The sequence below is a fragment of the Arthrobacter sp. 9E16 genome, assembly GCF_002929435.1.
GTDB classification, from domain to species: domain Bacteria; phylum Actinomycetota; class Actinomycetes; order Actinomycetales; family Micrococcaceae; genus Arthrobacter_B; species Arthrobacter_B sunyaminii.
Window position 1 is genome coordinate 365,083 of sequence record NZ_PJIU01000001.1, and the last position, 25,130, is coordinate 390,212.

The 25,130-nt window shown below is 64.5% G+C and carries 23 protein-coding genes; 7 read left to right on the forward strand and 16 right to left on the reverse strand.

Annotation, left to right across the window (positions count from 1 at the left end; all coding sequences use genetic code 11):
- Positions 1–14 precede the first annotated feature (14 nt).
- The 3 genes from CXR00_RS18180 to galU all read right to left on the reverse strand — a co-directional run bounded on the left by CXR00_RS18180 (position 15) and on the right by galU (position 2,697).
- Positions 15–1,085 carry a hypothetical protein gene (locus CXR00_RS18180; protein ID WP_181032451.1) on the reverse strand — a complete coding sequence of 357 codons (1,071 nt, stop codon included), beginning with the start codon at positions 1,083–1,085 and terminating at the stop codon, positions 15–17.
- Positions 1,086–1,172: 87 nt separating this feature from the next.
- Entirely contained in the window at positions 1,173–1,787 is a 615-nt protein-coding gene (locus CXR00_RS01655) for a GNAT family N-acetyltransferase (RefSeq protein WP_104052673.1), read from the reverse strand.
- 4 nt (positions 1,788–1,791) lie between these two features.
- Complete coding sequence (galU, locus tag CXR00_RS01660) at positions 1,792–2,697, reverse strand: UTP--glucose-1-phosphate uridylyltransferase GalU (RefSeq protein ID WP_104052674.1); 906 nt, start codon at positions 2,695–2,697, stop codon at positions 1,792–1,794.
- A gap of 78 nt (positions 2,698–2,775) precedes the next feature.
- On the opposite strand from galU, the gene CXR00_RS01665 reads away from it, so the two are divergent.
- The 3 genes from CXR00_RS01665 (at position 2,776) to cpaB (ending at position 4,605) form a co-directional block, all read left to right on the forward strand.
- Positions 2,776–3,399, forward strand: a complete 624-nt coding sequence (locus tag CXR00_RS01665) for a 5-formyltetrahydrofolate cyclo-ligase (RefSeq protein ID WP_104052675.1) — start codon at positions 2,776–2,778, stop codon at positions 3,397–3,399.
- A gap of 98 nt (positions 3,400–3,497) precedes the next feature.
- Complete coding sequence (locus tag CXR00_RS01670; protein ID WP_104052676.1) at positions 3,498–3,821, forward strand: FmdB family zinc ribbon protein; 324 nt, start codon at positions 3,498–3,500, stop codon at positions 3,819–3,821.
- Between the two features lie 109 nt (positions 3,822–3,930).
- Positions 3,931–4,605: a Flp pilus assembly protein CpaB gene (gene cpaB / locus CXR00_RS01675; RefSeq protein ID WP_258060243.1), complete on the forward strand. Its 675-nt coding sequence runs from the start codon at positions 3,931–3,933 to the stop codon at positions 4,603–4,605.
- Positions 4,606–4,648: 43 nt separating this feature from the next.
- Here cpaB and CXR00_RS01680 read toward each other — a convergent pair whose 3' ends face one another.
- The 11 genes from CXR00_RS01680 to groES all read right to left on the reverse strand — a co-directional run bounded on the left by CXR00_RS01680 (position 4,649) and on the right by groES (position 19,129).
- Positions 4,649–4,837, reverse strand: coding sequence for a hypothetical protein (locus tag CXR00_RS01680; RefSeq protein ID WP_104052677.1), 189 nt, complete (start codon positions 4,835–4,837; stop codon positions 4,649–4,651).
- Positions 4,834–8,793 carry a DUF4011 domain-containing protein gene (locus CXR00_RS01685; protein ID WP_258060244.1) on the reverse strand — a complete coding sequence of 1,320 codons (3,960 nt, stop codon included), beginning with the start codon at positions 8,791–8,793 and terminating at the stop codon, positions 4,834–4,836. The genes CXR00_RS01680 and CXR00_RS01685 overlap by 4 nt, the downstream gene beginning before the upstream one ends.
- Positions 8,794–8,877: 84 nt before the next feature.
- Positions 8,878–10,467, reverse strand: a complete 1,590-nt coding sequence (gene guaA / locus CXR00_RS01690; protein ID WP_104052678.1) for a glutamine-hydrolyzing GMP synthase — start codon at positions 10,465–10,467, stop codon at positions 8,878–8,880.
- A gap of 57 nt (positions 10,468–10,524) precedes the next feature.
- Positions 10,525–10,965 carry a DUF3817 domain-containing protein gene (locus tag CXR00_RS01695; RefSeq protein ID WP_104052679.1) on the reverse strand — a complete coding sequence of 147 codons (441 nt, stop codon included), beginning with the start codon at positions 10,963–10,965 and terminating at the stop codon, positions 10,525–10,527.
- The gene (locus CXR00_RS01700; protein ID WP_258060245.1) at positions 10,962–11,792 is read right to left on the reverse strand and encodes an SURF1 family protein; all 831 of its coding nucleotides are present in this window, start codon (positions 11,790–11,792) and stop codon (positions 10,962–10,964) included. The genes CXR00_RS01695 and CXR00_RS01700 overlap by 4 nt, the downstream gene beginning before the upstream one ends.
- 83 nt (positions 11,793–11,875) lie before the next feature.
- Positions 11,876–12,316 (reverse strand): PTS sugar transporter subunit IIA, encoded by a 441-nt coding sequence (locus tag CXR00_RS01705; protein WP_104053676.1) that lies wholly within the window; start codon positions 12,314–12,316, stop codon positions 11,876–11,878.
- 70 nt (positions 12,317–12,386) lie between these two features.
- A complete protein-coding gene (locus tag CXR00_RS01710) occupies positions 12,387–14,111 on the reverse strand; it encodes a glycerol-3-phosphate dehydrogenase/oxidase (protein WP_104052680.1) in 1,725 nt (574 codons plus the stop codon).
- A 63-nt stretch (positions 14,112–14,174) separates the two neighbouring features.
- The gene (locus CXR00_RS01715) at positions 14,175–15,314 is read right to left on the reverse strand and encodes a GuaB3 family IMP dehydrogenase-related protein (protein ID WP_104052681.1); all 1,140 of its coding nucleotides are present in this window, start codon (positions 15,312–15,314) and stop codon (positions 14,175–14,177) included.
- A 106-nt stretch (positions 15,315–15,420) separates the two neighbouring features.
- Entirely contained in the window at positions 15,421–16,941 is a 1,521-nt protein-coding gene (guaB, locus tag CXR00_RS01720; protein WP_104052682.1) for an IMP dehydrogenase, read from the reverse strand.
- A 200-nt stretch (positions 16,942–17,141) separates the two neighbouring features.
- Complete coding sequence (groL, locus tag CXR00_RS01725) at positions 17,142–18,752, reverse strand: chaperonin GroEL (protein ID WP_104052683.1); 1,611 nt, start codon at positions 18,750–18,752, stop codon at positions 17,142–17,144.
- An 80-nt stretch (positions 18,753–18,832) separates the two neighbouring features.
- Positions 18,833–19,129, reverse strand: a complete 297-nt coding sequence (gene groES / locus CXR00_RS01730; protein ID WP_104052684.1) for a co-chaperone GroES — start codon at positions 19,127–19,129, stop codon at positions 18,833–18,835.
- A 370-nt stretch (positions 19,130–19,499) separates the two neighbouring features.
- On the opposite strand from groES, the gene CXR00_RS01735 reads away from it, so the two are divergent.
- The 4 genes from CXR00_RS01735 to CXR00_RS01750 all read left to right on the forward strand — a co-directional run bounded on the left by CXR00_RS01735 (position 19,500) and on the right by CXR00_RS01750 (position 23,347).
- The gene (locus CXR00_RS01735; protein ID WP_104052685.1) at positions 19,500–20,459 is read left to right on the forward strand and encodes a siderophore ABC transporter substrate-binding protein; all 960 of its coding nucleotides are present in this window, start codon (positions 19,500–19,502) and stop codon (positions 20,457–20,459) included.
- A gap of 86 nt (positions 20,460–20,545) precedes the next feature.
- Positions 20,546–21,583, forward strand: coding sequence for an ABC transporter permease (locus CXR00_RS01740; RefSeq protein WP_104052686.1), 1,038 nt, complete (start codon positions 20,546–20,548; stop codon positions 21,581–21,583).
- The gene (locus CXR00_RS01745; protein ID WP_207347917.1) at positions 21,576–22,592 is read left to right on the forward strand and encodes an iron chelate uptake ABC transporter family permease subunit; all 1,017 of its coding nucleotides are present in this window, start codon (positions 21,576–21,578) and stop codon (positions 22,590–22,592) included. The genes CXR00_RS01740 and CXR00_RS01745 overlap by 8 nt, the downstream gene beginning before the upstream one ends.
- On the forward strand, positions 22,589–23,347 hold the full coding sequence (locus tag CXR00_RS01750) for an ABC transporter ATP-binding protein (protein ID WP_104052687.1): 759 nt from the start codon (positions 22,589–22,591) through the stop codon (positions 23,345–23,347). The genes CXR00_RS01745 and CXR00_RS01750 overlap by 4 nt, the downstream gene beginning before the upstream one ends.
- Here CXR00_RS01750 and CXR00_RS01755 read toward each other — a convergent pair.
- Positions 23,344–24,726 (reverse strand): hypothetical protein, encoded by a 1,383-nt coding sequence (locus CXR00_RS01755; protein ID WP_104052688.1) that lies wholly within the window; start codon positions 24,724–24,726, stop codon positions 23,344–23,346. The two genes, CXR00_RS01750 and CXR00_RS01755, sit on opposite strands and share 4 nt — an antisense overlap.
- Entirely contained in the window at positions 24,723–25,115 is a 393-nt protein-coding gene (locus CXR00_RS01760) for a hypothetical protein (RefSeq protein ID WP_104052689.1), read from the reverse strand. The genes CXR00_RS01755 and CXR00_RS01760 overlap by 4 nt, the downstream gene beginning before the upstream one ends.
- Between the last annotated feature and the right edge of the window lie 15 nt (positions 25,116–25,130).

The window sequence follows — 25,130 nt, forward strand, 5'->3', positions numbered from 1 at the left end:
CCAAACGGGATTTCTTAAGCGCGGCGGCGCTGGAGCACATCGTCGAGATTGATCTTGCCGGTCCCGGGAGCTGCCTCGGCTCCGGCGGAGTCCGAGGACTCTGTAACCGCGGGGGTAACCCCGGCGCGGAGGGACGTGCGGCCGGCAGGCTTGGGGGTCTGCGGCGGAACAAGCGGTTCCGGTGCCGGGCGCTGGGCCACGGGTGCTTCCACATAAATCGGCTTGGGCACAGCAACCGGTTCCCACGGGGTGGTGGAGGTTTTCGGCGGTCCGGCAGGGCCCTGCGGGGTTGAGGCGGCAGCGAAATCGAGGGCTGCACTGCGCAGTTCCGCTGCTGTGAGCGGGCGGTCGGAAGAACCGGGCGCCGTGGTGACTGTGGCCTGACCCGGAGCTCCGGCCGCGGCGGACCCGCTGTCGACGCCCGGGGTGCTTTCAGCGTCAAACAGGACAGTTTCACGCTGCGGCCTTACGGGCTCCGGGGAAACTTCCTGCGGCTCGTCCGCCTCGTACGCCGGCTCCGGTGCTGACACCGGCTGGTGCCGGCTTCCGGCGCTCATGGCAGCCCGAAAGGCTGCGTCGACGCGGCGGCGTCGGTCCCGTACCGCGAGGGCACGAAGCGAGGCAACTGCTGCCCCGGCCAGGACAACTCCGACCAAGGGCATCCACCATGAAGCAGCACCGAAAGCGGCCAGCGGGAGTCCAAGGACAACTGCGGCCAGAGCCAGCGCACCCATCAGGGCCAGTGCGGTGCGGCCGTAACGGACGCGGAAAACCGGCTGCGGGCCCTGGTGCCCGCGCGGCGCGTCCGGGGACGGTGTCCGGGAAGCATGGTTTCCAAGCCCGGCGGCGGACTCGTTGTACGAGGTGGACTCGTTGTACATAGTGGTGTTTCCCTGCTGGGACAGTCCATCAGCGGAGATGGAAGAGCGGATGGCTGTTGAGGAGGGAGCCGGGCGGACCGCCGGCCGGTGGGCTGCCGGCACCAGTGCGGTGCCTGACAGGCGGAATATATAGGGGGCAACCCACAGCAGCCAGAGACCAACGGTGACGGCCAGGATCAGGGAGCTGTTAAGAGGGAAGTCCACAACTACGACGTTATGAGCTAATGCACAGGTGACTGCGCATTCGTGTCGGTGTGTCGGAGTTCAGTGCCAAAAAAGGATGCCCCGCTGTCATGTCCTGGCCAGCCAGCGGGTCAGCAATCCCTCCGGAACATCTTCGGTAGTGAGGGCAAAGCTGCGGTGATCAGCCCATTGACCGGCAATGTGCAAATATCGTTTCCGCAGCCCTTCATCACGAAATCCCAGCTTTTCGACAACGCGAAGGCTGGCGGCGTTCTCCGGTTTGATGTTGATTTCCATCCGATGGAGTCCAAGGGCACCAAAGCAGTGGTCCGTAGCCAGAGCAACCGCTGTCGGCGCGATCCCCCGGCCGGCCCTCGCTTCGTCCACCCAGTACCCCAGGGTGGCCATGCGGGCTGATCCCCAGACAATGGTGGACACGGTCAGCTGCCCCGCAATCGCCGGCGCAGAACGCAGTCCCTCGCGTTCAGTGATGAGGAAAGGGAGTGCTGTTTCCTGGCGCGCCTGCTGGTTCAGGCTGCGCACCATAGCCGCATAGGACGGAAGGTCGCCGCCGGGAAGCGGATTGCTTGCTTCCCAGGGCGCCATCCATTGGGCATTGCGGATGCGGAGGTCCGTCCACTCGCGCCGGTCGCGGTAGCGGATGGGGCGCAGCCCCAGATCGCCGCATTCCAGCGTCACCGGCCAGATGGCCGACCCCCACACAACATCAGCTTTCGAGCGTACCGGTGAAGTCCTTGAGCCACTCGCGCAGGTCCGGACCGAGGTCCTCGCGCTCGGAGGCCAGCGTCACTACGGCTTTCAGGTAGCTCAGCTTGTCACCGGTGTCATACCGGCGGCCGCGGAACACGACGCCGTACACGCCGGCGCCTTCACCCTCTTCCCGTGCGGCCAGGGTCTGCAGGGCATCGGTCAGCTGGATTTCTCCGCCGCGTCCGGGGCCGGTTTCCTCCAGCACATCGAACACCGCCGGGTGCAGGACATACCTGCCGATGACGGCAAGGTTGGACGGTGCGTCAGCAACATCCGGCTTTTCCACCAGCTTGTTCACACGGACGTAGTCTTCGCCTTCGACCACGGAGATGTCGGCGCAGCCGTAGGCGCTGATCTGTTCCGGCTCCACCTCGATGAGGGCAATAACCGAACCGCCGGTCTTGGCCTGGACCTCGACCATCTTGGTCAGGAGTTCGTCACGGGCGTCAATCAGATCATCACCGAGGAGTACAGCGAACGGCTCATCGCCGACATGAAGCTTGGCCCGCAGCACGGCGTGTCCCAGACCCTTGGGGTCACCCTGGCGCAGGTAGTGGATCTCGCCGAGTTCAGAAGCCGCCCGCACCAGTGCAAGCTTTTCGAGATCGCCCTTATCCTCAAGCGTCTTTTCGATAAAAGGGACGCGGTCAAAGTGGTCTTCGAGGGATCGTTTGTTACGGCCGGTAATCATCAGGATGTCAGACATACCGGAATTGACGGCCTCCTCCACCACATATTGAATGGCGGGCTTATCCACTACCGGCAGCATTTCCTTCGGCATGGCTTTGGTTGCCGGCAGGAAACGGGTACCCAGCCCGGCTGCGGGAATTACGGCTTTGGTTACGGTGGCACGTGAAGTCATGTCCGTAAGAGTACATAAGCGGGGCCCCATTCCACCAAATGCGCGCCATTTTCACGCCGCGGTTGGGACAATGGTCGGATGCCTCACTCTGCTGCCTCCAAGGACCAGGCCCGGAACGAATATCGACGGCGCCGGCGGGAGCTGTCATCCGCCGCTGCGCTGGTTGCCGGCCGGTCGCTGGCAGCCCGTGCTTTCACCGTCATTCCGCGTTTGGTGTCCCCCGCTGCCACGGTGGCCGCGTACCTGTCCGCCGGACGTGAACCTGACACAGGTCCGCTGCTGGCAGGACTGCACGCGGGGGGATACGACGTCGTGGTTCCGGTCTGCGAGCCTGAGCGCCAGCTTTCCTGGTGCCGCTGGACACCCGAATCATCCCTCGTACCCGGGTTATTCCCGTCCGTTCCCGAACCTGCCGGGCCCAGGCTGTCAGTGCAGGACCTCCCAAACCTCGAACTGCTCCTCATCCCGGCCCTGGCCGTTGATGCCGAGGGGATGCGGATGGGCAAGGGCGGCGGCTACTACGACCGGTTCCTGTCCGGTTTCAGGGCCAGGGGTAACGCCGCCCCGGCGGTTGGCGTGGTCTATGACCAGGAATTTGTGTCTGCACGGTCCTGGGAATCCGATTCCCTGGACCAGCCGGTGAACGCGGTGCTGACCCCCTCACAGTGGACGAATCTGCCGCTTAGGCCGGTGTATAGTTAGCACTCAAGGGCACCGAGTGCCAGCCGGGCCTGACAGTAGTCAGTGAATCAGCCGGGCCGGGGTCCTGACATCTTGGTTTTCAGGAGGAGTAAGTAACAGTGCCTACGTATGCCTATGCCTGCAAGGACTGCAGCCACACGTTCGATATCCAGCAGTCCTTCACCGATGACACCCTGACGGTTTGCCCCGAGTGCAGCGGCAACCTGAGGAAGAAGTTCAACAGTGTAGGGGTGGTGTTCAAGGGGTCGGGTTTTTACCGCACTGATTCCCGCGATGCCAAGAGCACCCTTCCGGCAGCACCGGCCAAGACTGACAGTGCTTCGTCCACTGCCTCTACAGCCTCGTCACCGGCACCGGCAACTTCTTCCGCGTCCGCAGGATCCTCCGGCTCGTCCTCAGGCAAGGGCTCTTCCGCCGCTTAGCGGCCCAACGCTCCTCCCCAGCGGGCATACGGGGACATTCGGGGAAGAAATATCCTCAGCAGCCCGAACGATGCGTTCCTGCCCGGGTGACCGGGCCTAGGTTCGGTGCGTGAGTCCTTACCCCGCATCACGTCCCCGTTTCGCCTCCGCACTTCGCCTGCGGTTAAAAAGATTCCTGCTCCGTCGCAGGCGCCTGCTTGCGGCCCTCTTGTGCTGCGCCGCCGCGGGCACAGCCGTCCAGGCGCTGTTGCCGCCTGCTGCCGGTGAAAACTCAATTGTCGTCTCGGCCTCGGACCTGCCGGCCGGAGCCGTACTCACGTCACGGGACCTCCGGACGGTGACGGTTCCGGCAGCAACAATGCCTCCGGGCTCATTCGCTGCCCCTGGTCAGGCTGCCGGCCAGCGGCTGGCCACTCCCCTGAAGCAGGGCAGCCCCGTGCTGCAGACATCGCTGGTGGGAACCGGACTCCTGACCGGCGCCCCGCCCGGTTCCGTGGCGGTGGCGATCCGCCCCGCCGATCCTGCCATGGTTGCGCTGTTGGCCCCTGGACAACTGGTGGACGTGGTCCTCGCAGGCTCCGACGGCATGCAGCATCCGGACAGCCCGGTGCTTCTCGCCGCCGGAGCACCCATCCTGTGGACGGCTGCGGACGGTGCTTCCGCGTGGCCGGGTTCCGCCGAAACCGATGCCATGGTGGTATTGGCTGCCGCACCGGACCAGGCTGCCGCCCTTGCCTCCGCCTCGGGGTCCGGCCTGGTTCACCTGATCCTTACCGGGGGCTGAGCTTTTCCCGGCGACGACAGTGACAGTCCCGGCGACGACAGTGTCAGTCCCAGTGCGGCGGCCGCTGTTCGAGCAGCCAGGTGTCCCGGTCCTCGGGTTCATCGCCCCACACCCGGGGATCGTCCTCCGCGGCCTTGGCCTTGAGTTCGGCCGGGGCTTCTTCCTTCCGTGCCGGCAGCGGGCGGGGGACGGTGCCCCCGCTCGCGCGGCGGTGCGGCTTCCGGGGCGTCACGGCCGCCGTGCCTCCCGGCTTGATGCATCAGGATCAGTCTCGGGCTTGGGGGCAACCGTGCCGCGTTCCCTGATCCGGCTGCTGCCGTGCGGCTTTGAGGGGAGGCTGCCGCGGCGGGCAAGCGACCCGCTGACGGAAGTCCCCCCGGACTGGACCGGCTTTCCCTCACCTTCCCTGGGTGCGGGCAGGTTGAGGTATCGTCCCACCAGATCCGCGCAGGCTGACGGATCGCTGAAAACCTCAATGGTCCACAGCGGCATATAGCGCCACCCCAGACGTTCCAGCAGCTGGGGCCGCAGCCGGCTGCGCTCACGCACGCTCATTGTCCGGTACCGCTCGGTGCCGTCGGACTCGATGGCCATCGGCACGGCGGGTTCACCGTCGGCGTTGCTGCCGTCAACGGTAGCCACAATATCGATGGCTCCCTGATAGTGGTCCCACACTTTGGCACCGCGGGCCCGCAGCCGGTTGACGAGGTCAGCCACCAGCGGATCCTCCTCCATGATCCCGCCTGCAATGTTCTCGGCTCCGCGGGGTGCCGAACCCGTTTCGGCAGCTTCGCTGCGCTGGGCGGCGGAAGGCGCCGACTGGTCCAGTTCCCGCTTGATGAGGTCGTAGAAATCGAGGGCACCATACCCGAGGCGGGACTTGTCCAGGTCCTCGGGCCGGAAACAGGTCAGGACATGCAGCCTGCTGCGGGCACGGGTCATGGCGGTGAGGAACTTTCCCCGCCCGTCGGACGCGGACAGCGGCCCGAAGGTGTGCAGTGCACGGCCGTGGGGAGTGCGTCCGAACCCGAGGGAGAAAATCACGCTGTCGCGCACCAGCCCGGCCGCGCGGTCCACGGGGACCACCCGGAAGGACTCCTTGCCCGGAGTGAAGAAGTCGGAGGCCCAGGGGAAATTGGCCATCTGCACCCGGATTGCCTCGGCAACACGCACGGCATGCCGCGGGCTGGCCGTGACAACTGCCAGGGACTGGTGCGGACGGCGGCGGATGTGCTCGAAGACCAGGTCTACAACGCGGTTGACCTCGGCGGCCACGCTTTCGACACCCTCGTGGTCGGCGCTGGGCATACCCGTGCCGTCCGCCAGGTATTCGACGGTGAGCGGACGTTCAGCGGAAGAAACCTCGGCGCCGCGCGGAACCATGGTCAGGCGGCCGTCATAGAAACTGCGGCTCAGCTGATTCATGAGTGCGCGGTCAGTGCCGCGGTACACGGTGGACAGCGTCCGGGTCGGCAGGACGGCGGTCAGGGCTTCGAAAACACTGACGAGGTCATGCTGCTCCCCCGCCGGACGGGAGGGTTCAACTCCAATCGTGAACGGCCTCGGACCGCCAAGCTCCCCGTCGCCGAAAGCGATGACCTGGGCGGCCCGTGCCAGGGCGGGAACCGCGGACTGCAGGGAGGTGGATTCGGCGTCGAGGACAATGACGGCGTCAAAGGACCTGGTGCCGGGCAGCACCATGGGCAGGACCAGCGGACTGGCGGCCCAGACCGGCAGCAGTGCGGAAACCAGCTCGGCTGACTGAGCGCACAGGTCCGGCAGGGTGAGCGGACCGTTCTTGATGGCGTCGCGCAGAGCGGCTGCATCGGAGGGCGCAGCCTTCACTCCACGGCGCCACCTGTCCGCGAGGGCAAACCGCACCCGGGCGCTGCCGGAGGCAATGTGCGCGTTGTCCGCCAGACGGTATTCGGCTTCAAGCCGGCGCAGGCTGTCGCCGTCGGACATAGCCAAATAATCATCGCCGCTGATCATCGCTTCAAGAGCCGACTGCCACCAGGCAAGCTCAAGCTCATAGCCAACCTGCCGCGGCTGGACTTCACGGGCTTCGAGGTCATCCAGCAGCTCGCCCAGACCCTGGCCGCGCATTTCGTCCAGCAGGAGGGTGCGTTCGGGCAGGGTTTCCAGAGTCTCCCGGTCCCCGGCCAGCGCATCGAGCTGCTTCTCCAGCTCATCCAGCGTCAGCTCGGCGAGGTTCGGCTTGGCAGGCGTCCCGTCAAGAATGCCCGTGAGGGTGTCCAGTTGGTCCTTGACGGTGATGTAGGACCGGTTGATGTCGGCCAGCCCGGTGGGCACCGAGGGGTGGCGCTGCGTAGTGGCGTAGCGGCCCCACACGGCGCGCTGCTGCTGGACCTCAACCAGTGAGGAGTGCAGGTCTGAAATGTGCACCCCGGGCCGGATGTACTCCTTGGCGACCCGCCGCAGGCGGGACCGGGTCATGGAGCTCATGTCCACGGCGCGTTCACGCCGCCAGGACGAGGACGCCGTGGCGGAAATCAGGTCACTGACCGGACGGTCAAAGATGTCCGGGGTGAACTTGTCCAGGCTTTCACGCACCGCGACCAGCAGCTCCAGCTGCTCGCCCCACTGTGCAAAGGTTTCACCAAGGCGGATCTGCGAGTGTTCGGCAACGGACTGCACCTGTGCGCGCAGTTCAGGCAGGTCCCGGGCCAGGCTTTGGGTGAGCTCGTACGCCTCTTCCGTTTCCTTGCGGTTGAGCAGCTTGGCACCGAACCAGGGGCTGGTGGTGGCGGCACGGCTGAAGCTGCCCAGTTCCGCGGCCCGGCGCAGCCTTCCGGTCAGCTCGGTCCGGTCCGTGATGCTGTCCAGGACACTGCGCTTGAGCCGGACAGTGGTGGCCGGGGCGGGGCTCATGGACGTGAGTTCCGCCAGGGACTGCATGGCCTGGTAGGGCGAGCAGCCCCAGCGCCGGCGAACGTTGTGCAGTGATTTCACGTGGTCGCGCAGCTGGTGCCGGTTGGAGACCAGAACCTTGTGCAGGCTTTCCAGATCCGGGTCCGCAGCCTTTTCGTTGCGGACGATGGCCCGAATCAACTGATCCTTCAGCTGCTGCTCAGTCAGGCCGGCGTTGATTTGGAGCACGGCGGATCCCAGGTGCAGGGAATCCAGCGCGGAGACAAACTGATTCAGCGTCCCGCGGCGTTCGGCCACCACGAGCACGGACTTCCCCGCATGGACCAGCGCAGCCGCGGCATTGAGGGCAGTTTGCGTCTGTCCGGTTCCGGGAGGGGCGGAGACCACGAGTGACTGGCCGTCCAGGATCAGGTCCAGGACGTCCTGCTGCTCATGGTCGGCATCCAGTACCAGCAGCTCATCGGCCGGCAGCCGGTCATCCAACGGCGGCAGTGCTGGATCCTTGGCATCCGGGGCGGCGTTGCCCGTGCCGCGTGCGGAGTCCATCAGGGCCCGCAGGATGGGGTGGGCGGGGTCCAGGGCGCTGTCTTCAGCCAGATCCGACAGATCAGCGAAGGTGGAGACCAGGAGGCGGTGTTCAATGTTGATGCCGCGGACCCCCTCCGTGACGGCCCGCAGTTTTTCCAGGACCGGATGCGGATCAAACCTCGCGGTGCCGTAGGCAAGACGCGCCAGTGCCTCGACGTCGATGTCCAGGCCCTGTTCATGCTGCAGGTGGCGGACAAAAGCGGGGTTCAGGGCTGCCTTGTCGGTGAGCTGCAGCTCATAGTCGTCCTGCGAGGGGTGCACGGTCAGCGAGACCGGGGTCAGCAGGACCGGAGCCGTGAGCGACTCGGGGCGGACGGCGTCGTCGTCAGCGTAGCGCCAGGAGGCGGTGCCGGCGGCCAGGTAGCCGACGTCGATGCCTCGGTCCGTGCCGAGCTCGTAGATTTTCGCACGCAGCAGGCGCCCGGCCTTCATGGCGGCACCGTACTGCTCTGAGTCGCGCAGCAGCGTGGACAGGCGCGTGCGGCGTCCCGCCAGCAGCTGGGCCAGCCCGGACGGGTGCGCATGGGTCAGATCGATGCTGTTGGAGGGTGACGGGGTGAAGTGAAGCAACGTGTCCGATCCGGCATGCTGTCCCAGTTGTCCCAGCCACGGCAGCAGGAAGTCCGAGGCGTTGTCCCCGGGATTCTGCTCAGACACTGGTGCCCTCTTTTCTGCACTTCCGCGCGACGTTCTTGACCAAATTGGCATACCTTCCAAACTATCGCTTCCTGCCGGGTTTACCCGACATAGCAACGCGGGGGACAGCCTGTTCGGCTGTCCCCCGCGGTCAATCTACTCCCACTCGATGGTTCCCGGCGGCTTGGACGTCACGTCCAGCACCACGCGGTTGATCCCGTCGACTTCATTGGTAATGCGGTTGGAGATGCGTGCCAGCAGGTCATACGGCAGGCGTGACCAGTCAGCAGTCATTGCGTCTTCGCTGGAAACCGGCCGCAGGACGATCGGATGTCCGTAGGTGCGGCCGTCGCCCTGGACGCCCACGCTGCGCACATCGGCCAGCAGGACAACCGGCATCTGCCATACGTCGTTGTCCAGGCCGGCTGCGGTCAGCTCGGCACGGGCGATCGCGTCGGCGCGGCGCAGCAGGTCCAGGCGTTCCTGGTTGACCTCGCCGATGATGCGGATACCCAGTCCGGGGCCGGGGAACGGCTGGCGTCCCACGATCTCGGCCGGCAGGCCCAGCTCGCGGCCCACGGCGCGGACCTCGTCCTTGAACAGGGCCCGCAGGGGTTCCACCAGCTCGAACTTCAGGTCCTCGGGCAGTCCGCCCACGTTGTGGTGGCTCTTGATGTTGGCTGCGCCCTCGCCGCCGCCGGATTCGACGACGTCCGGGTACAGGGTGCCCTGAACGAGGAACCGGATGGGTTCACCGGCAGCAGCTGCCTCGGCCATGATGGCGCGCTCGGCTTCTTCGAACGCGCGGATGAACTCGCGGCCGATGATCTTGCGCTTTGTTTCCGGATCCGTGACGCCGGCGAGGGCTTCGAGGAAGCGCTTCTGCTCATTGGCGACGTAGAGGTTGACGCCGGTGGATGCCACGAAGTCGCGCTCCACCTGCTCGGCTTCACCTTCGCGCAGCAGGCCGTGGTCCACGAACACGCAGGTCAGCTGGTCGCCGACGGCACGCTGCACCAGTGCTGCGGCAACGGCGGAGTCGACGCCGCCGGAGAGCCCGCAGATCACGCGGGAGCTGCCCACCTGCTCGCGGATGCGTTCGACCTGCTCTTCCACAATGTTGCCCGTGGTCCAGCTGCGGTCCAGGCGTGCGCCCTTAAACAGGAAGTTCTCCAGGACGGACTGGCCGTGCGCGGAGTGCTTCACCTCCGGGTGCCACTGGACGCCGTAGAGCTGCTTCTCTTCGTTGGCGAAAGCCGCAACGGGGGCACCGGCCGTGGTGGCCAGCACGTCGAATCCGGGCGGAGCTTCCTGAACGCTGTCACCGTGGCTCATCCAGGTGTTCTGCTGTTCCGGCGTGCCCTCAAGGATGGAACGCGGGCCTCCGACGGCGGTGGCGTCGGTGGAGCCGTATTCGCGCAGGCCGGTTTTGGCGACCTTGCCGCCCAGGGCGTTGGCCATGGCCTGGAAGCCGTAGCAGATGCCCAGGACGGGGACACCTGCCTCAAACAGGCCTTCGCTGACTGCGGGGGCGCCTTCGGCGTAAACGCTGGAAGGGCCGCCGGAAAGGATGATCGCGGCCGGGTTCTTCGCCAGGATCTGTTCCGTGGTCCAGGTGTGGGGCACCACCTCGGAATAGACATCTGCATCGCGTACCCGGCGGGCAATGAGCTGGGCGTACTGGGCGCCGAAGTCCACAACTAGGACAGGGCGCTCTTCTATGGGAGGGGTCGCGGAATTAGTCACGCTTCAAGGATAGTCGCCGGAGCATCCGTGCCGCACATCCGCGCGGGAGCCGGTGCCTCAGTAGCGCTTGGCCGCTTCCGGATGGGCAGCGAGTTCCGCAAGGACCTGTTTGTGCGTACGGCCCTCCACAATGAAGGACAGGAAGGGCACCACACCACCCAGGGCGATCAGGATGAACTTCGAGAACGGCCAGCGCATCAGCTGCCACAGGCGGAAGTCAGCCAGCAGGTAGACCACGTACAACCAGCCGTGGGCAATCAGCACACCCGTGAAAAGGTTCAGCGGACCAACGGTGATCTCCTCGATCTTCAGCCCGTATTTGAGAATCATCTCAATGCACAACAGGAGAAGAAACACACCGGTGACGTAGGAAGAAACCTTGTAAAAGGTCAGGGCCGAGCGGATCTGGGCGTGGGTGCCGCCAAAACGGCGCTTCTTCCGGCGCGGTTTCTTGGTTGCTGCGGGTGCCCCGGCGGGGGCCTGTACTGGATCGCTCACTTCTGTACCTCACTGGTCGGTGCCGGACGCCCCGGGACGGGGCCCTCGTCGTCGTCGTCGTCTTCTTCGTCATCGTCGTAGTACTCGTCGTCGTCCTCGAGGGAACGCTGGTGGGCATCCGCCACGAGGCGCCACCACAGGAAGACGGAGAACCCGGCGAAGACCACCCACTCGATGGCGTAGAAGATGTTCATCCAGTTCACTGAAGTTTCCTGGGGCTGCGCATCCACGTCGACTACGCGCATGTCTCCGGTTTCCGGAGCCTCACCGTCCACCGTGATCTCGTTGGCAGTGACGAACGCCGCATACCCCGGGGTGTCCCAGACATTGATCAGTTCGGCGCTGGAGAGGCTGGGCAGGACCCCTTCCTCTTCTGGTGCCTTTGCGATGGGCCCTTCGGGCGGCAGCAGGCGGCCGACGACGACGGCGTCCCCGGACGGGGCGGGTTCGGCATCGCCGGGCTCGGCAACCCAGCCGCGGACCACCGGCATGACGGCGCCGTCCGGTGCTCCCTCCACGGCGAATGCGGTGACCACCCAGTATCCGCGGTCCCCGTCGTACAGCCGCTGGTCAATCAGTACGGTGTCCTCACCACGGAAGGAACCGTTCATGGAGACCATCTGGTCTGCCTCGGTGCCCATCAGTTCCACACCGGGGGTGAACACCTCGGTGAGGGGACGGACCTTTTCGGTTTCACCTGCGGCGGGCGGCAGCTCACTCTCGGCGGTCGAAAACTGCCACTGGCTCAGGAGCACGAAGACCGTCGAGATCGCAAGCGCAAAGAGAAGGGCGGCGATCCAGCGGGGTTGCAGGGCAGTTTTCAGCACCCCTTAACCGTACTTCGTACCCGTGTAGAAAACCCAATGCCTGCTGTGCGCAGCTCCGGCACCCGCGGCATCAGCAGGCGCCGTCAATGGTCAAAAAACACCAGCGAGGAGTTGATCAGTTCGGAAATGACTTCGGCGTCGTTGGCCCGGCGGAGCGAATCCCGGAAGGCCGGGCGGAACAGCGACCGCGCGATGGTGGCCAGGACTTCCAAGTGTTCAGAGAAGGCTTTGGCAGGCGTGGCTATCAGCAGAACCACGGTGGCCGGTCCGTCCGACGCGCCAAAATCAATGCTGTGCCCGTAGCGGGTGATCCCCACGGCAATTGAGGTCTGCACCACTTCCTCGCTGCGCGCGTGCGGCATGCCGATGCCGCCGGGCAGCCCGGTGGCCATTTGGTGTTCCCGGGCATTGACCTGCTCCAGGAACACCTCCAAATTACGGATCCGTCCCTGGTCATACATCCGCCGGGCAAGCTGGGCTGCCGCATCCGAGCGGTCGGCCGCTTCCATCTGCAGAATGACCATTTCAGGGACCGTCAGGACGGCACCCTTTTCATTCAGGGAGAGTTCAGGTTCCACTTCCGTCGGTTCCGGTTCAGGCCAGCGGAGCGATGTCGTGGGCCTTCAAGCGTGCTGCGTCGGCCGAAACATCATCGGGCTGTTCCTGGCTGCGCCGCTCGGCTTCCACCCGCGCCTCGTAGTGGGCCACTTCCTGCTCCACCCGTTCCGGACTCCAGTTCAGGATGGGCGCCATGAGTTCGGCCACAACCGGGGCAGCGGAGACTCCCCGGTCCCACGACTCGATGGAGATGCGGGTGCGCCGGGCCAGGACGTCCTCCACATGCCGGGCACCCTCGGACGTGGTGGCATACACCACTTCGGCGCGCAGGTAATCGTCCGCTCCGGGCAGGGGCTCCCCCAGCTCAGGATTGGCACGGATCAGTTCCAGCACCTCGTTGGCCAGGGATCCGTAACGGTTGAGCAGATGCTCCACCCGGACCACATGGACTCCGTAGTGCTCCGCGGTGCGGTGCCGGAGATTCCAGGCCGCCTTATAGCCCACCGCACCCAGCAGCGGGATGGTGGAGGTGCAGCTTTCCGGCACCTTCCCGTCCAGCGCCCGGGCGGCCTCATCCACGGCATCCTTCGCCATGACCCGGTAGGTGGTCCATTTGCCGCCGGCAACAACCACCAGCCCCGGCACGGGATGGGCCACCACATGTTCGCGGGAGAGTTTGGCCGTGGAATCATTCTCGCCGGCAAGCAGCGGCCGCAGGCCGGCGTAGACGCCTTCAACGTCCTCGCGCGTCAGCGGAGTTTTCAGCACGGTGTTCACATGCTCCAGCAAGTAGTCGATGTCCGCCGAGGTCGCTGCGGGATGTGCCTTGTCCAGATTCCAGTCGGTGTCCGTGGTGCCCACAATCCAGTGCCGGCCCCACGGGATCACGAACAGCACGGATTTTTCCGTGCGCAGGATCATGCCCACGGTGGACTGGATCCGGTCGCGGGGAACCACCAGGTGCACACCCTTGGACGCCCGGACTTTCAGCTGTCCCCGGTCCGTCACCATGGCCTGGGTTTCGTCGGTCCACACGCCGGTGGCATTGACCACCTGGCGGGCGAACACATCGAATTCCCGGCCGGTCTCGGAGTCCTTGACCCGGGCACCAACTACACGTTCACCCTCGCGAAGGAAGTCCACCACGGACACCCGGTTGGCCACGGTGGCGCCGTAGTGCGCTGAGGTGCGGACCATGTTGGCAACGTACCGGGCGTCGTCCACCTGGGCGTCGTAGTAGCGGATGGAGCCAACCATGGCGTCATCCTTCAGGCTGGGCGCCGCCCGGAGCGTGGCTTTTTTGCTGAGGTGCTTGTGCATCGGCACCCCGCGGGAATTGCCGGAGGTCAGGCCCATGGTGTCGTACAGCATGATGCCGGCACCAACATAGGGGCGCTCATAGAACCGGTGTGTCAGCGGGTAGAGGAACGGTACGGGCTTGACCAGGTGCGGGGCGATCCGCTGAATCAGCAGGCCGCGTTCCTTCAGCGCCTCGGCTACGAGGGCAAAATCCAGCATCTCCAGATAGCGCAGACCGCCGTGAATGAGCTTGGAGGAACGCGACGACGTGCCCGACGCCCAGTCCCGGGCCTCCACCATGCCCACTTTGAGTCCGCGGGTGACTGCGTCCAGGGCGGCACCGGCACCCACCACGCCGCCGCCAACAATCAGGATGTCCAGTTGCTGGCCGGGCTCCGCCGTGGAACGCAGCGCCGCCAGGGCGTCCTCCCGGTATTCCGGACTGAGTGCATCTTTGCTCATGGTCAAGATTTCCTCTCTGGGACGCGCTGGCGGCGCAGTGGTCTTTGCAGCCACTGTAGGGAACTACATGGCGGATAGGTAGGGCGCGACCAGCACCTCAATGCGCTGGAAGGCTTTCACATCGGAGTAACCCGTGGTGGCCATGGCACGACGCAGGGCACCCATCAGGTTGGACGTGCCGTTGGTGTGGTGCGACGGACCCCAGAGAACTTCCTGCAGCGGGCCGACGGTGTCCAGCCGGACCCTGTCGCCGCGGGGAAGTTCGCTGTGGTGGGCTTCCTGGCCCCAGTGCCATCCCTGTCCGGGGGCTTCTTCCGCCCGGGCCAGAGCCGATCCGAGCATCACGGCGTCCGCGCCCATGGCGATCGCCTTGACGATGTCACCGCTGGTGCCCATTCCGCCGTCGGCGATCACGTGGACGTAGCGTCCGCCTGACTCGTCCATGTAATCGCGGCGCGCCTCGGCGATGTCTGCGATCGCGGTGGCCATGGGGGCGTGGATGCCCAGTGCCCGGCGGGTGGTGGTGGTCGCTCCCCCGCCGAAGCCGACCAGGACGCCTGCGGCTCCGGTGCGCATCAGGTGCAGGGCCGGGGTGTAGCCGGCTGCGCCGCCCACGATGACGGGAACGTCCAGTTCGTAGATGAACTGCTTGAGGTTCAGCGGCTCAACGGTCTTGGAGACGTGCTCGGCAGAGACGGTGGTGCCGCGGATGACGAAGATGTCCACGCCGGCGGCCAGGACGGTCTTGTAGAACTCCTGGGTGCGCTGCGGGGTCAGGGAGCCGGCAACGGTCACGCCGGCGTCGCGCACCTCGGCCAGGCGGGAGGTGATCAGCTCCGCCTGGATGGGTGCTTCATAGATTTCCTGCAGCCGGCGGGTGGCCGCGGGATTGAAGTTATCTTCACTGAGGACCGCGATCTCATCCAGCAGCGGCTGGGGGTCCTCGTAGCGGGTCCACAGCCCTTCAAGGTTCAACACACCCAATCCGCCCAGGCGGCCCATCGCTATAGCGGTGGCCGGGGACATCACCGAGTCCATGGGGGCTCCCATGACCGGCATTTCAAACTGGTAGGCGTCGATCTGCCAGTTGATGGAAACATCCTGCGGGTCCCGCGTCCGGCGGGACGGCACAATTGCCACATCATCGAGGGAGTAGGCTCGGCGCCCACGCTTGCCACGGCCAATTTCTATCTCATTGCTCACGCCTCTAGGTTATCCCAGCTTTGGAAGCCGGGCCTTAAAGCAGCAGCAACCGCATCCTTCCCCGTCATCTGGAGGATGGATGCGGCTGCTGCCGTCGGTGCCGAAATTAGCGGCGGGTGCCGTAGTTCGGCGCCTCCGCCGTCATCATGATGTCGTGCGGGTGGGATTCCTTGAGGCCGGCCGGGGTGATCCGGACAAACTTGCCCTTCTGCTTCAGCTCTTCGATGGTGCGCGCACCGGTATAGAACATGGTCTGGCGCAGGCCGCCCACCAGCTGGTGAGCGACGGCGGACAACGGACCCCGGTAGGGAACCTGGCCTTCAATGCCCTCGGGGATCAGCTTTTCGTCACTGGGGACATCGGCCTGGAAATAGCGGTCCTTGGAGTAGGACGTGTTCTTGCCGCGGCTCTGCATGGCACCGAGCGAACCCATGCCGCGGTAGGACTTGAACTGCTTGCCGTTGACGAAGACCAGGTCACCCGGGCTTTCGGCGGAACCGGCCAGCAGGCCGCCCAGCATGACGGTGTCTGCGCCGGCAACGATGGCCTTGCCGATATCGCCGGAGTACTGGAGGCCGCCGTCGGCGATCACCGGCACGCCCGCCGGGATGGCGGCTTTGGCAGCTTCGTAGATGGCGGTGATCTGAGGAACGCCCACTCCGGCCACCACGCGGGTGGTGCAGATGGATCCGGGACCCACGCCCACCTTGATGGCGTCGGCGCCGGCGTCGATCAGGGCCTGGGCACCTTCGCGGGTGGCTGCCTGGCCGCCAATGATGTCCACGTGCGCCACCGCCGGGTCCTTCTTCAGGCGGGCAATCATGTCCAGCACGCCTGCACTGTGGCCGTTGGCGGTGTCCACGACGAGGATATCCACGCCGGCGTCAACGAGTGTCATGGCACGCTCATAGCCGTCACCGAAGAAACCGATCGCGGCGCCGACACGCAGCCGGCCTTCCTCGTCCTTGGTGGCCAGCGGGTACTGCTCGGCCTTGTCGAAGTCCTTGACCGTGATCAGGCCCTGCAGGCGGCCGTCGTCGTCGACCAGCGGCAGCTTCTCGATGCGGTGCTTGCCCAGCAGTTCCACGGTTTCTTCGGCGCTGATACCCACGCGGCCGGTGATCAGCGGCATGCGGGTCATGACTTCATGAACCTTGCGGGCGGGGTAGTCGGCACGCGGGATGAAACGGGTGTCGCGGTTGGTCACGATGCCCAGCAGCTTGTCGTCCGCATCCACAACGGGCAGGCCGGAGACACGGAAGTGGGCGCACAGGTCATCCAGTTCCTGCAGGGTGGCGTCCGGGGAGATGGTCACCGGGTTGGTGATCATGCCTGATTCGCTGCGCTTGACGCGGTCCACGTGCTCGGCCTGGTCTGCGATGGACAGGTTGCGGTGGATGACACCGAGTCCGCCCTGGCGTGCCATGGCGATGGCCATGCGGGATTCGGTCACCGTGTCCATCGCGGCCGAAAGCAGCGGTGTCTGGACGGTGATCCGCTTGGACAGGCGGGAGGAGGTGTCCGCCTCGGACGGAATGACGTCCGTGGGGCCGGGCAGCAGCAGGACGTCGTCGTACGTCAGGCCGATGAAGCCGAACGGGTCATGCTCTGTGGACTGCTGGCTCAAAACTGCGCCTCTTTCGCGGAAGGACCGGAGGGATGGGGAAAACGCCGGAAAAAGGACCGGCTGGCTTCCTTACATCCTAAAACGAAAGACCGCCGGTCCCTATTCCAAATCCTTACTGGTGGCATCACTCACAGCCGGGCATGCAAAAGGCCCCGGTGCCGCAGCAAAATACTGCTGCAGCGCCGGGGCCTCTGTGTCACCTAGTGCTGGTGGCCGTGATCTTCTTCGTCATCGGCAGGCTTCTCCACCACAAGTGCCTCGGTGGTGAGGACCAGGGCGGCGATGGATGCGGCGTTGCGCAGCGCCGAACGGGTGACCTTGACCGGGTCAATGATGCCGGCCTCGATCAGGTTCTCGTATTCGCCCGTCGCGGCGTTGAAGCCGTTGTTGACCTCAAGGTCAGTGACCTTGGCGACAACAACCATGCCCTCGGCGCCCGCGTTCTCGGCGATCCAGCGCAGCGGCTGTGCCAGGGCGCGGCGCACCAGACCGACGGCGGTGGCGGCGTCGCCTTCCAGCTTCAGCACCTCCGCGTCGGTGTCCAGGGCCTTGGCAGCGTGGACCAGTGCGGAACCGCCGCCGGCCACGATGCCCTCTTCCAGGGCCGCACGCGTCGAGGACACGGCGTCTTCGATGCGGTGCTTCTTTTCCTTGAGCTCCACCTCGGTGGCTGCGCCAACCTTGATGACGCCAATGCCGCCGGAGAGCTTGGCCAGGCGTTCCTGCAGCTTCTCGCGGTCCCAGTCGGAGTCCGTGCGCTCGATCTCGGCACGGATCTGAGCCACGCGGTCAGCGACGTCGGCTTCGGAGCCGGTTCCGTCGACAATCGTGGTGCTGTCCTTGGTAACCGTGATGCGGCGGGCGGAGCCCAGCACCTCAAGGCCAACCTGGTCCAGCTTCAGGCCCAGATCCGGGGAGACAACCTGCGCACCCGTGAGGGTGGCGATGTCCTGCATCATGGCCTTGCGGCGGTCACCGAATCCGGGTGCCTTGACGGCAACCACGTTCAGGGTGCCGCGGATCTTGTTGACCACCAGGGTGGACAGGGCTTCGCCTTCAATGTCCTCGGCAATGATGAACAGCGGCTTGGAGGTCTGCAGCGCCTTTTCAAGCAGGGGCAGGAACTCGGCAACCGAGGAGATCTTGCCGGAGTTGATCAGGATCAGCGCGTCTTCGAGGACGGCTTCCTGGCGCTCCGGATCAGTGACGAAGTACGGGGACAGGTAGCCCTTGTCGAACTGCATGCCTTCGGTGATGACCAGTTCGGTCTGCGTCGAGGAGGATTCCTCGATCGTAATGACGCCGTCCTTGCCGACGGTGTCAAAGGCCTTGGCCAGCAGTTCGCCAATCTCCATGCTCTGGGCGGAGATGGCAGCTACGTGGGCAACCTGGTTGCCCTCAACTTCCTTGGCGTTTTCCAGCAGCCGTGCAGCTACCGCTTCCACGGCCGTCTCCATGCCGCGCTTCAGCTGGCCCGGAGCGGCGCCTGCAGCAACGTTGCGCAGGCCTTCCTTGACCAGGGCCTGAGCCAGCACCGTGGCGGTGGTGGTACCGTCACCGGCGACATCGTTGGTCTTGGTGGCTACTTCCTTGGCCAGCTGGGCACCGAGGTTCTCATACGGATCATCCAGCTCGACTTCACGGGCGATGGTCACGCCGTCGTTCGTGATGGTGGGAGCGCCCCAGGTCTTGGCGAGCACTACGTTGCGGCCGCGCGGGCCGAGGGTCACCTTGACGGCGTTGGCCAGCTTGTCGACGCCGGCCTCCAGCGAGCGGCGGGCGGAGTCGTTGAACTCCAATTGCTTTGCCATGTGTGTGTCCTTTCCGACAGCTACATCTGCACCTGCATCAGAAAACCCCGGCCAGATTGGCCGGGGTCTTCCTTTTTCAACTACTTAACGACGATGGCCAGTACGTCGCGGGCGGACAGCACCAGGTATTCGGAGCCGCCGTGCTTGACTTCGGTTCCGCCGTACTTGGAGTAGATGACAACGTCACCTTCGGAAACATCCACGGGAACGCGGTTGCCGTTGTCGTCAACGCGGCCGGGGCCTACTGCAACAACTTCGCCCTCCTGGGGCTTTTCCTTTGCAGTGTCCGGAATGACGAGGCCGGAAGCAGTGGTCTGCTCGGCTTCGAGGGGGCGGACAACAATGCGATCCTCAAGGGGCTTAATAGAGACCGACACTCGGGCTCTCCTTTGCGTAGTTACTAACGGATAGGGACCGTCGGTGGGCGCTGGCCGTCGTCGCGGTGCCGGTTGGCGCTTCCCTCAGGAATTAGCACCCTCACAGGGAGAGTGCTAGCTCCGACTTTATGCAAGGGCTGGCACTCGGTCAAGGTGAGTGCCAATTTACTTTGCCGCGTCATGATGCCCCGTAACCAAAGCCCGCTCACCGGGACATAAAAGTTGCTTAGCCTCACCTAACCCTGTAGTTTTCAAAGGCGCGCAAAATTAGCAAACATTTATATGTCCTAAATACGCAAACATCTGTGTCCTATTGGCGGGCCTCCCCCGCCGGGCCGGACGATAGACCCGAACAGCTGGAGCCCCTGACGTGAAGAAAACCCTCAAGTCCCGCCTTGTCGCCGGGACCGCCCTCGCCTCCCTCCTGGCCCTGAGCGCCTGCGGATCAGACAGTTCGGCCAACGCGGACGCCACCGCCGATGCGTCCGAGCCCACCATGGTTACCGTTGAACACACCCAGGGCACCACCGAAGTTCCCGTGAACCCGGAGACTGTCTACACGTTCGACCTCGGCGCATTGGACACCCTGGATGCCCTGGGTATCGAGGTTGACGGCGTTCCCGCCGCAAACTTCCCCGAAAGCCTCTCCAAGTACGGCTCCGATGACTACACCAAGATCGGCAGCATGAAGGAGCCCGACTTCGAGGCCATCAGCGCCGGCGCCCCCGATCTGATCATCATGTCCGGCCGCACCGCTGACTCCTACGAAGAATTCTCCAAGATCGCGCCCACGATCAACCTCAGCACCGACGCTGCGGATCCGTGGAATTCCTTCATCTCCAACACCGAGATCATCGGTGACATCTTCGGCAAGGAAGCCGAAGTTGAAGAGAAGCTCGCTGCACTCGAGACCAAGGTGGAAGACACCAAGGCAACCGCCGCCGACGCCGGCAACGGCCTCATCATCATGACCAGCGGCGGCGAAATGACCGCTTACGGTGAAGGTTCACGCTTCGGCCTGATCCATGACGTCCTTGGGGTTGCCACCGCTGCCGACATCAAGTCCGAAGCACAGCACGGTGAATCCGTGTCCTTCGAATACGTTGCCGAGATCAACCCGGACAACCTGTTTGTCATCGACCGCGACGTCGCTGTGGGCAATGCGGGTGAAGTTGCCTCCGCTGTACTGGACAACGAACTCGTGATGGGCACCAAGGCCGCCAAGAATGACCGCATCACCATGCTCGATTCCTCCAGCTGGTATCTCGTGGGTTACGGCCTGAACAATGTTGACTCCATGGTCAGCGCTGTTCAGGACGGCATCTCCTAACCGTCCAGCCCACCTGCCAATCCTTGCCGGCCGGCCTTCCTCCCCTCCGGGAGCAGGGCCGGCCGGCGGGGGAGACGGAACGCACCATGACCACTGCGCTAATCCCCACCGCCCCGGCAGCCGCCGGGGCCACTGCTGTTTCCGGCCGGCGCCGGTTCCTCGGCCCCGGAGCCAAGCTTCTGCTGGGAGGAACAGCTGTCCTGGTGCTTGCCGTTGTCAGCATGTTTGTCGGCGTGAGCGACGTTTCGCTTCCCGGCCTGCTCTCCGGCGATGAACACGCGTGGGACATCTTTTGGATCAGCCGGGTTCCCCGGACCCTGAGCATCATTCTTGCCGGGATGGCGCTGAGCGTCGCCGGTCTCATCATGCAGCTGATGGCCCGCAACAAGTTCGTGGAGCCGTCCACGGTGGGCACAGTGGAGTCCGCTTCCCTGGGCATCCTGGTGGTCACGGTGTTCCTGCCGGGGGCCTCGCTGTTCCTTAAAATGTCCACCGCAACCGTCTTCGCCGTGGCCGGGACCGCCCTCTTCCTTCTGGTCCTGCGCCGGATTCCGCTGCGCAACACGCTGATCGTTCCCCTCGTGGGAATCATGCTTGGCGGCGTTATTGCGGCTGTGACCACGTTCTTCGCCTACCGGTTCGACCTGCTGCAGACCCTGAATTCCTGGATGGTCGGAGATTTCTCCGGCGTACTGCGCGGGCGCTACGAACTGCTCTGGATTGTAGGCGCCCTGACCCTGATCGGTTATTTGGCAGCTGACCGCTTCACCGTCGCAGGCATGGGCCAGGAGTTCACCACCAACCTGGGCCTGAACTACAACCGGGTGATGACGCTGGGCCTCATCATCGTGTCCCTGATCAGCGCCGTCGTGGTTGTCAGCGTCGGCTCGGTGCCGTTCCTGGGCCTGATCGTTCCCAACCTGGTCTCGCTGATGATCGGGGACAACGTCCGCCGGGCCATACCGTGGGTCGCCATTTTCGGGGCCGGCTTCGTCCTGGCGTGCGACATCATCGGCCGGACCATCCGCTACCCGTATGAAATTCCGGTGGGGGTCATCGTCTCCGCCATTGGCAGCGCCCTGTTCCTTTACCTGCTCCTGAGAAAGCGCTCCGCCCGTGCCTAGCAGTCCAGTCAGCGCCCTTCCCTCCGCACTTACCGTGCAGCGCCGCCGTCCGGTGCGCAACCTCTCCCCCCGGTTCTGGATCATCCTGCTGTCCTTGGCGGCAGCCGCTCTGGTCGTGGTCTTCATGACCATCGATCTGCGCGGAAACATCGGCTATGTCCTTCCGCGCCGCGCCGTTAAGGTGGGCTCGATGATCCTGGTGGCCTACGCCGTCGGCGTCTCCACCGTATTGTTCCAAACTGTCACCGCCAATCGGATCCTGACGCCCTCGATCATGGGCTTCGACGCCCTGTACGTCTTGATCCAAACCATCCTGGTGTTCACCCTCGGCGGCGGCCTTGTCCTCGCCATGTCCGATCCGCTGCGTTACGGCATGGAAGTTGCCCTGATGGTGGGGTTCTCGTTCCTGCTGTACCGGTGGCTTTTTACCGGCGGCGGCAAGTCCCTCCATCTGATGCTGTTGGTGGGCATTGTGCTGGGCACGCTGTTCCGGGGTGTGTCCTCGCTGCTGCAGCGGCTGATCGAGCCCAGCGAGTTCATCATCCTGCAGGACCTGTTTTTTGCGTCCTTCAACAACGTCGACGCCAAGCTGCTTGGCTACTCGCTGATCGCTGCAGCCATCGTTACAGTTCCGGCCTGGCGCCTGCGGCACTCACTCGATGTGCTGTCGCTGGGCCGGGAAACCTCGATCAACCTGGGCATCAACCACAAACGCACGGTGACGCTGGTGCTGGTGATCTGCTCGGTGCTCGTTGCGGTGTCCACCGCTCTGGTGGGGCCGGTTACCTTCTTCGGTCTGCTGGTGGCTTCCCTGGCTTACCAGCTTTGTTCGCATTTCAAGCACGCCGCTGTTGTCCCCATCGCAGTGCTGCTGGGCATCATTGCCCTGGTGGGCGGCCAACTGGTCCTGGAGCGCGTGTTTGCGTTCGATACAGCCCTGAGCATTGTCATTGAATTTGTCGGCGGGATCGTCTTTTTGATCCTGCTCCTGAAAGGCTCCATCAAATGATCTCCGTCAACGGCGTCACCAAAAAATATGCCGGCACCACCGTTGTTGATGAGGTGAGCTGCCATATCAAAGAAGGCGGAGTTACCTCGATCATTGGCCCCAACGGTGCCGGCAAGTCCACGCTGCTCTCTATGATCAGCCGCCTGCTGCCCGCTGACGCGGGAACGGTGACTGTGGACGGCCTCGACGTCGTGAAAACACCGGGTAAGGACCTGGCCAGGAAGATGGCCATCCTGCGGCAGGACAACCATCTCACCGTGCGGCTGACCGTTCGCGATCTGGTCGGCTTCGGACGGTACCCGCACAACGGCGGGCGTCCGACGTCGGTGTGCCGGGAGAAGATAGAGCAGTCCCTGGCTTTCCTGGACCTGTCGGATCTGGCGGACAGGTTTGTTGACGAGCTCTCCGGCGGTCAACGGCAGCGTGCATTTATTGCCATGGTGCTGGCCCAGGACACCGACTACCTGCTGTTGGATGAGCCGTTGAACAACCTGGACATGAAGCACTCCGTGGAAATGATGCGGCTGCTGCGCCGGCTCACCGACGAGCTCGGCAAGACGGTGGTACTGGTCATCCACGACATCAATTTCGCTTCCTGCTATTCCGACGACATTATTGCCATGGCCAACGGCAGGCTCCTGCACCAGGGGCCGCCGTCCATGATCATGCGGCCCGAGGTCCTGAAGGATATCTACGAAATCGATATCCGGATCGAAGAGATCGAGGGCAACCGGATAGGCGTGTACTTCGCCTAGCCGTTGAAGCCCGGCACCTCGGGCAACCGGAGCGGAATCCCTTCCACAGCGGCGTGGATGAACCGCACCAGCATGTCCCAGACGACGGCCGAGGACATGGGTTCGAGACGCACGGTGCGGCCCTGCTCCTGATATCCATCACCGGGTGAAAGCCGGTATTGCCCGGCCGCCCCGGCGTTCACCCAGCCGAACCACCCGCCGGTTTGTTCGTTCAGGATCTGCCATTCGGCCCACGGTTGCTGCCACATCTGCCCCGCAGCTTGATCCAGGGTCTTCGGTGCCGGGGTCCGCGCCGACTTGAGCCGGGCCTCATAGTGGTCCATGCCCAGCACCACCGGCTCGTGCGGGATACTCCAGCCCGGAGAAAGACCTGCCCAGTCTGCAATCCGCTTAGGCACCATGTTGGCCTGCATAATGCTGGCGGCTACATCATCGGGTTCAAAGGCCGCCGACGCAGCCGGGAACAGCGACGGCCCGGCAGTGATCTTCCCAAGTCCGCCGCCAATCCAGGCCTGCAGCACTGAGCCTCCCGCTGCGTTGGATGCTTCCACTTGAAAGGAAGCATCCAGCTTCCGGACGGGCAGGAGGAACTGTTCCCCTGCCGGAGTCAGCTTTGCTGCAGCCGTAAGCAGACCTGCGGCTTGGAGCGTCGCCACAGACGGATCCTTCCGTTGAAACCGCCCCAACCGGTCCCTCACCAAAAGCGTATCGAGCAGTTCCAGGGCCGGAATCGGCAGCAGCCTTCCGCCTTCCCGATAGGGTTGTGCTGCAGCGATGCTGCCCAAATCCTCCAACTCGGCACCCGCGCACCGGGAGGCATAATCATCCAGCCGGGGCTCCTGCGGGGCTATCCGATCGATGTCACGCCGGCCCTCCCGGACGGCCTGGCTACCGGGCATATCCCGGACGGCGGTGTTGATCCGGATATCCCGGACCATCTGTTCAAACAGGAGTTTCATTCCGGTGTGCTGCTCAATGGTGTAGCTAGCGGTTGCCTCCATGACGAACCCGTCATCCATCCAGATCCAGCGGTCCACGCAGACCGGATGCCGGCCTGCCCGGTGGACAAACCGCTGCCTGCGGCCGCTGCCCTCCGTGCCCAACGCCTCCGGACTCCAGAGATCGTTGGAGAGAATCCGAACGTCCTGGAACTCCTCGAGCGTTGAGGCCAGTGCCGCCGTCGCGAACCGGGCAATGGAAATCCCGTCTGCCGGTCCCCCGCGCAACACCATGTTGGGCCGGAAGTCTCCATCCGTCACCGGCGGATGAGCTACTGCCAGGACCCCGGCTTCCGTCTCGACCCGCTCCCAGCCATCCGGACGCGGCAGGTTGAAAGCGTGCAGGCGCTCGTAGCTGAATCCCTGGGCAGCCGCCGTCATCGTTTGTCCTTCCCCTTGACGTACTGCCTGATGCGCCGAACCTTGCCGCGGGCCTTGAGCCGGTCAGCCTCCTTCAACCACGCCGGTTGCATAAACTTGGGCATCCAGAGCCAGCCAAGCATCCCTATGCCCTGGCAGGCGAACGTCAGCAGGGCATAGGGAACAAAAATGATGTCGCTGGAGGTTATTTCCCGGAAGTTCGAAGCCGGCAGAAGCATGAGCCACATGCCCAGGAAGGTGCAGGCGAGCGAGTGCTTTCCAGGGAACCGGTCATCCAGCGCCGGGGGCACCATCTTTTGTTTGTAGACCAGCAATCCGCCGACGAAGAGCAGCAGCCCGAAGGGGAACATAACGGCGAAGAGTGCCCAGTCGTTCGTTTCAGTTTCCATGTCTCATCCCTTGCC

Excerpts from the sequence above, each read along its gene's own strand:
- galU (WP_104052674.1), bottom strand. The coding sequence starts at position 2,697 with ATGACTTCACGTGCCACCGTAACCAAAGCCGTAATTCCCGCAGCCGGG.
- CXR00_RS01665 (WP_104052675.1), top strand. The coding sequence starts at position 2,776 with ATGCCTCACTCTGCTGCCTCCAAGGACCAGGCCCGGAACGAATATCGA.
- CXR00_RS01685 (WP_258060244.1), bottom strand. The coding sequence starts at position 8,793 with ATGCCAATTTGGTCAAGAACGTCGCGCGGAAGTGCAGAAAAGAGGGCA.
- CXR00_RS01705 (WP_104053676.1), bottom strand. The coding sequence starts at position 12,316 with ATGGTCATTCTGCAGATGGAAGCGGCCGACCGCTCGGATGCGGCAGCC.
- CXR00_RS01710 (WP_104052680.1), bottom strand. The coding sequence starts at position 14,111 with ATGAGCAAAGATGCACTCAGTCCGGAATACCGGGAGGACGCCCTGGCG.
- groL (WP_104052683.1), bottom strand. The coding sequence starts at position 18,752 with ATGGCAAAGCAATTGGAGTTCAACGACTCCGCCCGCCGCTCGCTGGAG.
- CXR00_RS01740 (WP_104052686.1), top strand. The coding sequence starts at position 20,546 with ATGACCACTGCGCTAATCCCCACCGCCCCGGCAGCCGCCGGGGCCACT.
- CXR00_RS01750 (WP_104052687.1), top strand. The coding sequence starts at position 22,589 with ATGATCTCCGTCAACGGCGTCACCAAAAAATATGCCGGCACCACCGTT.
- CXR00_RS01755 (WP_104052688.1), bottom strand. The coding sequence starts at position 24,726 with ATGACGGCGGCTGCCCAGGGATTCAGCTACGAGCGCCTGCACGCTTTC.
- CXR00_RS01760 (WP_104052689.1), bottom strand. The coding sequence starts at position 25,115 with ATGGAAACTGAAACGAACGACTGGGCACTCTTCGCCGTTATGTTCCCC.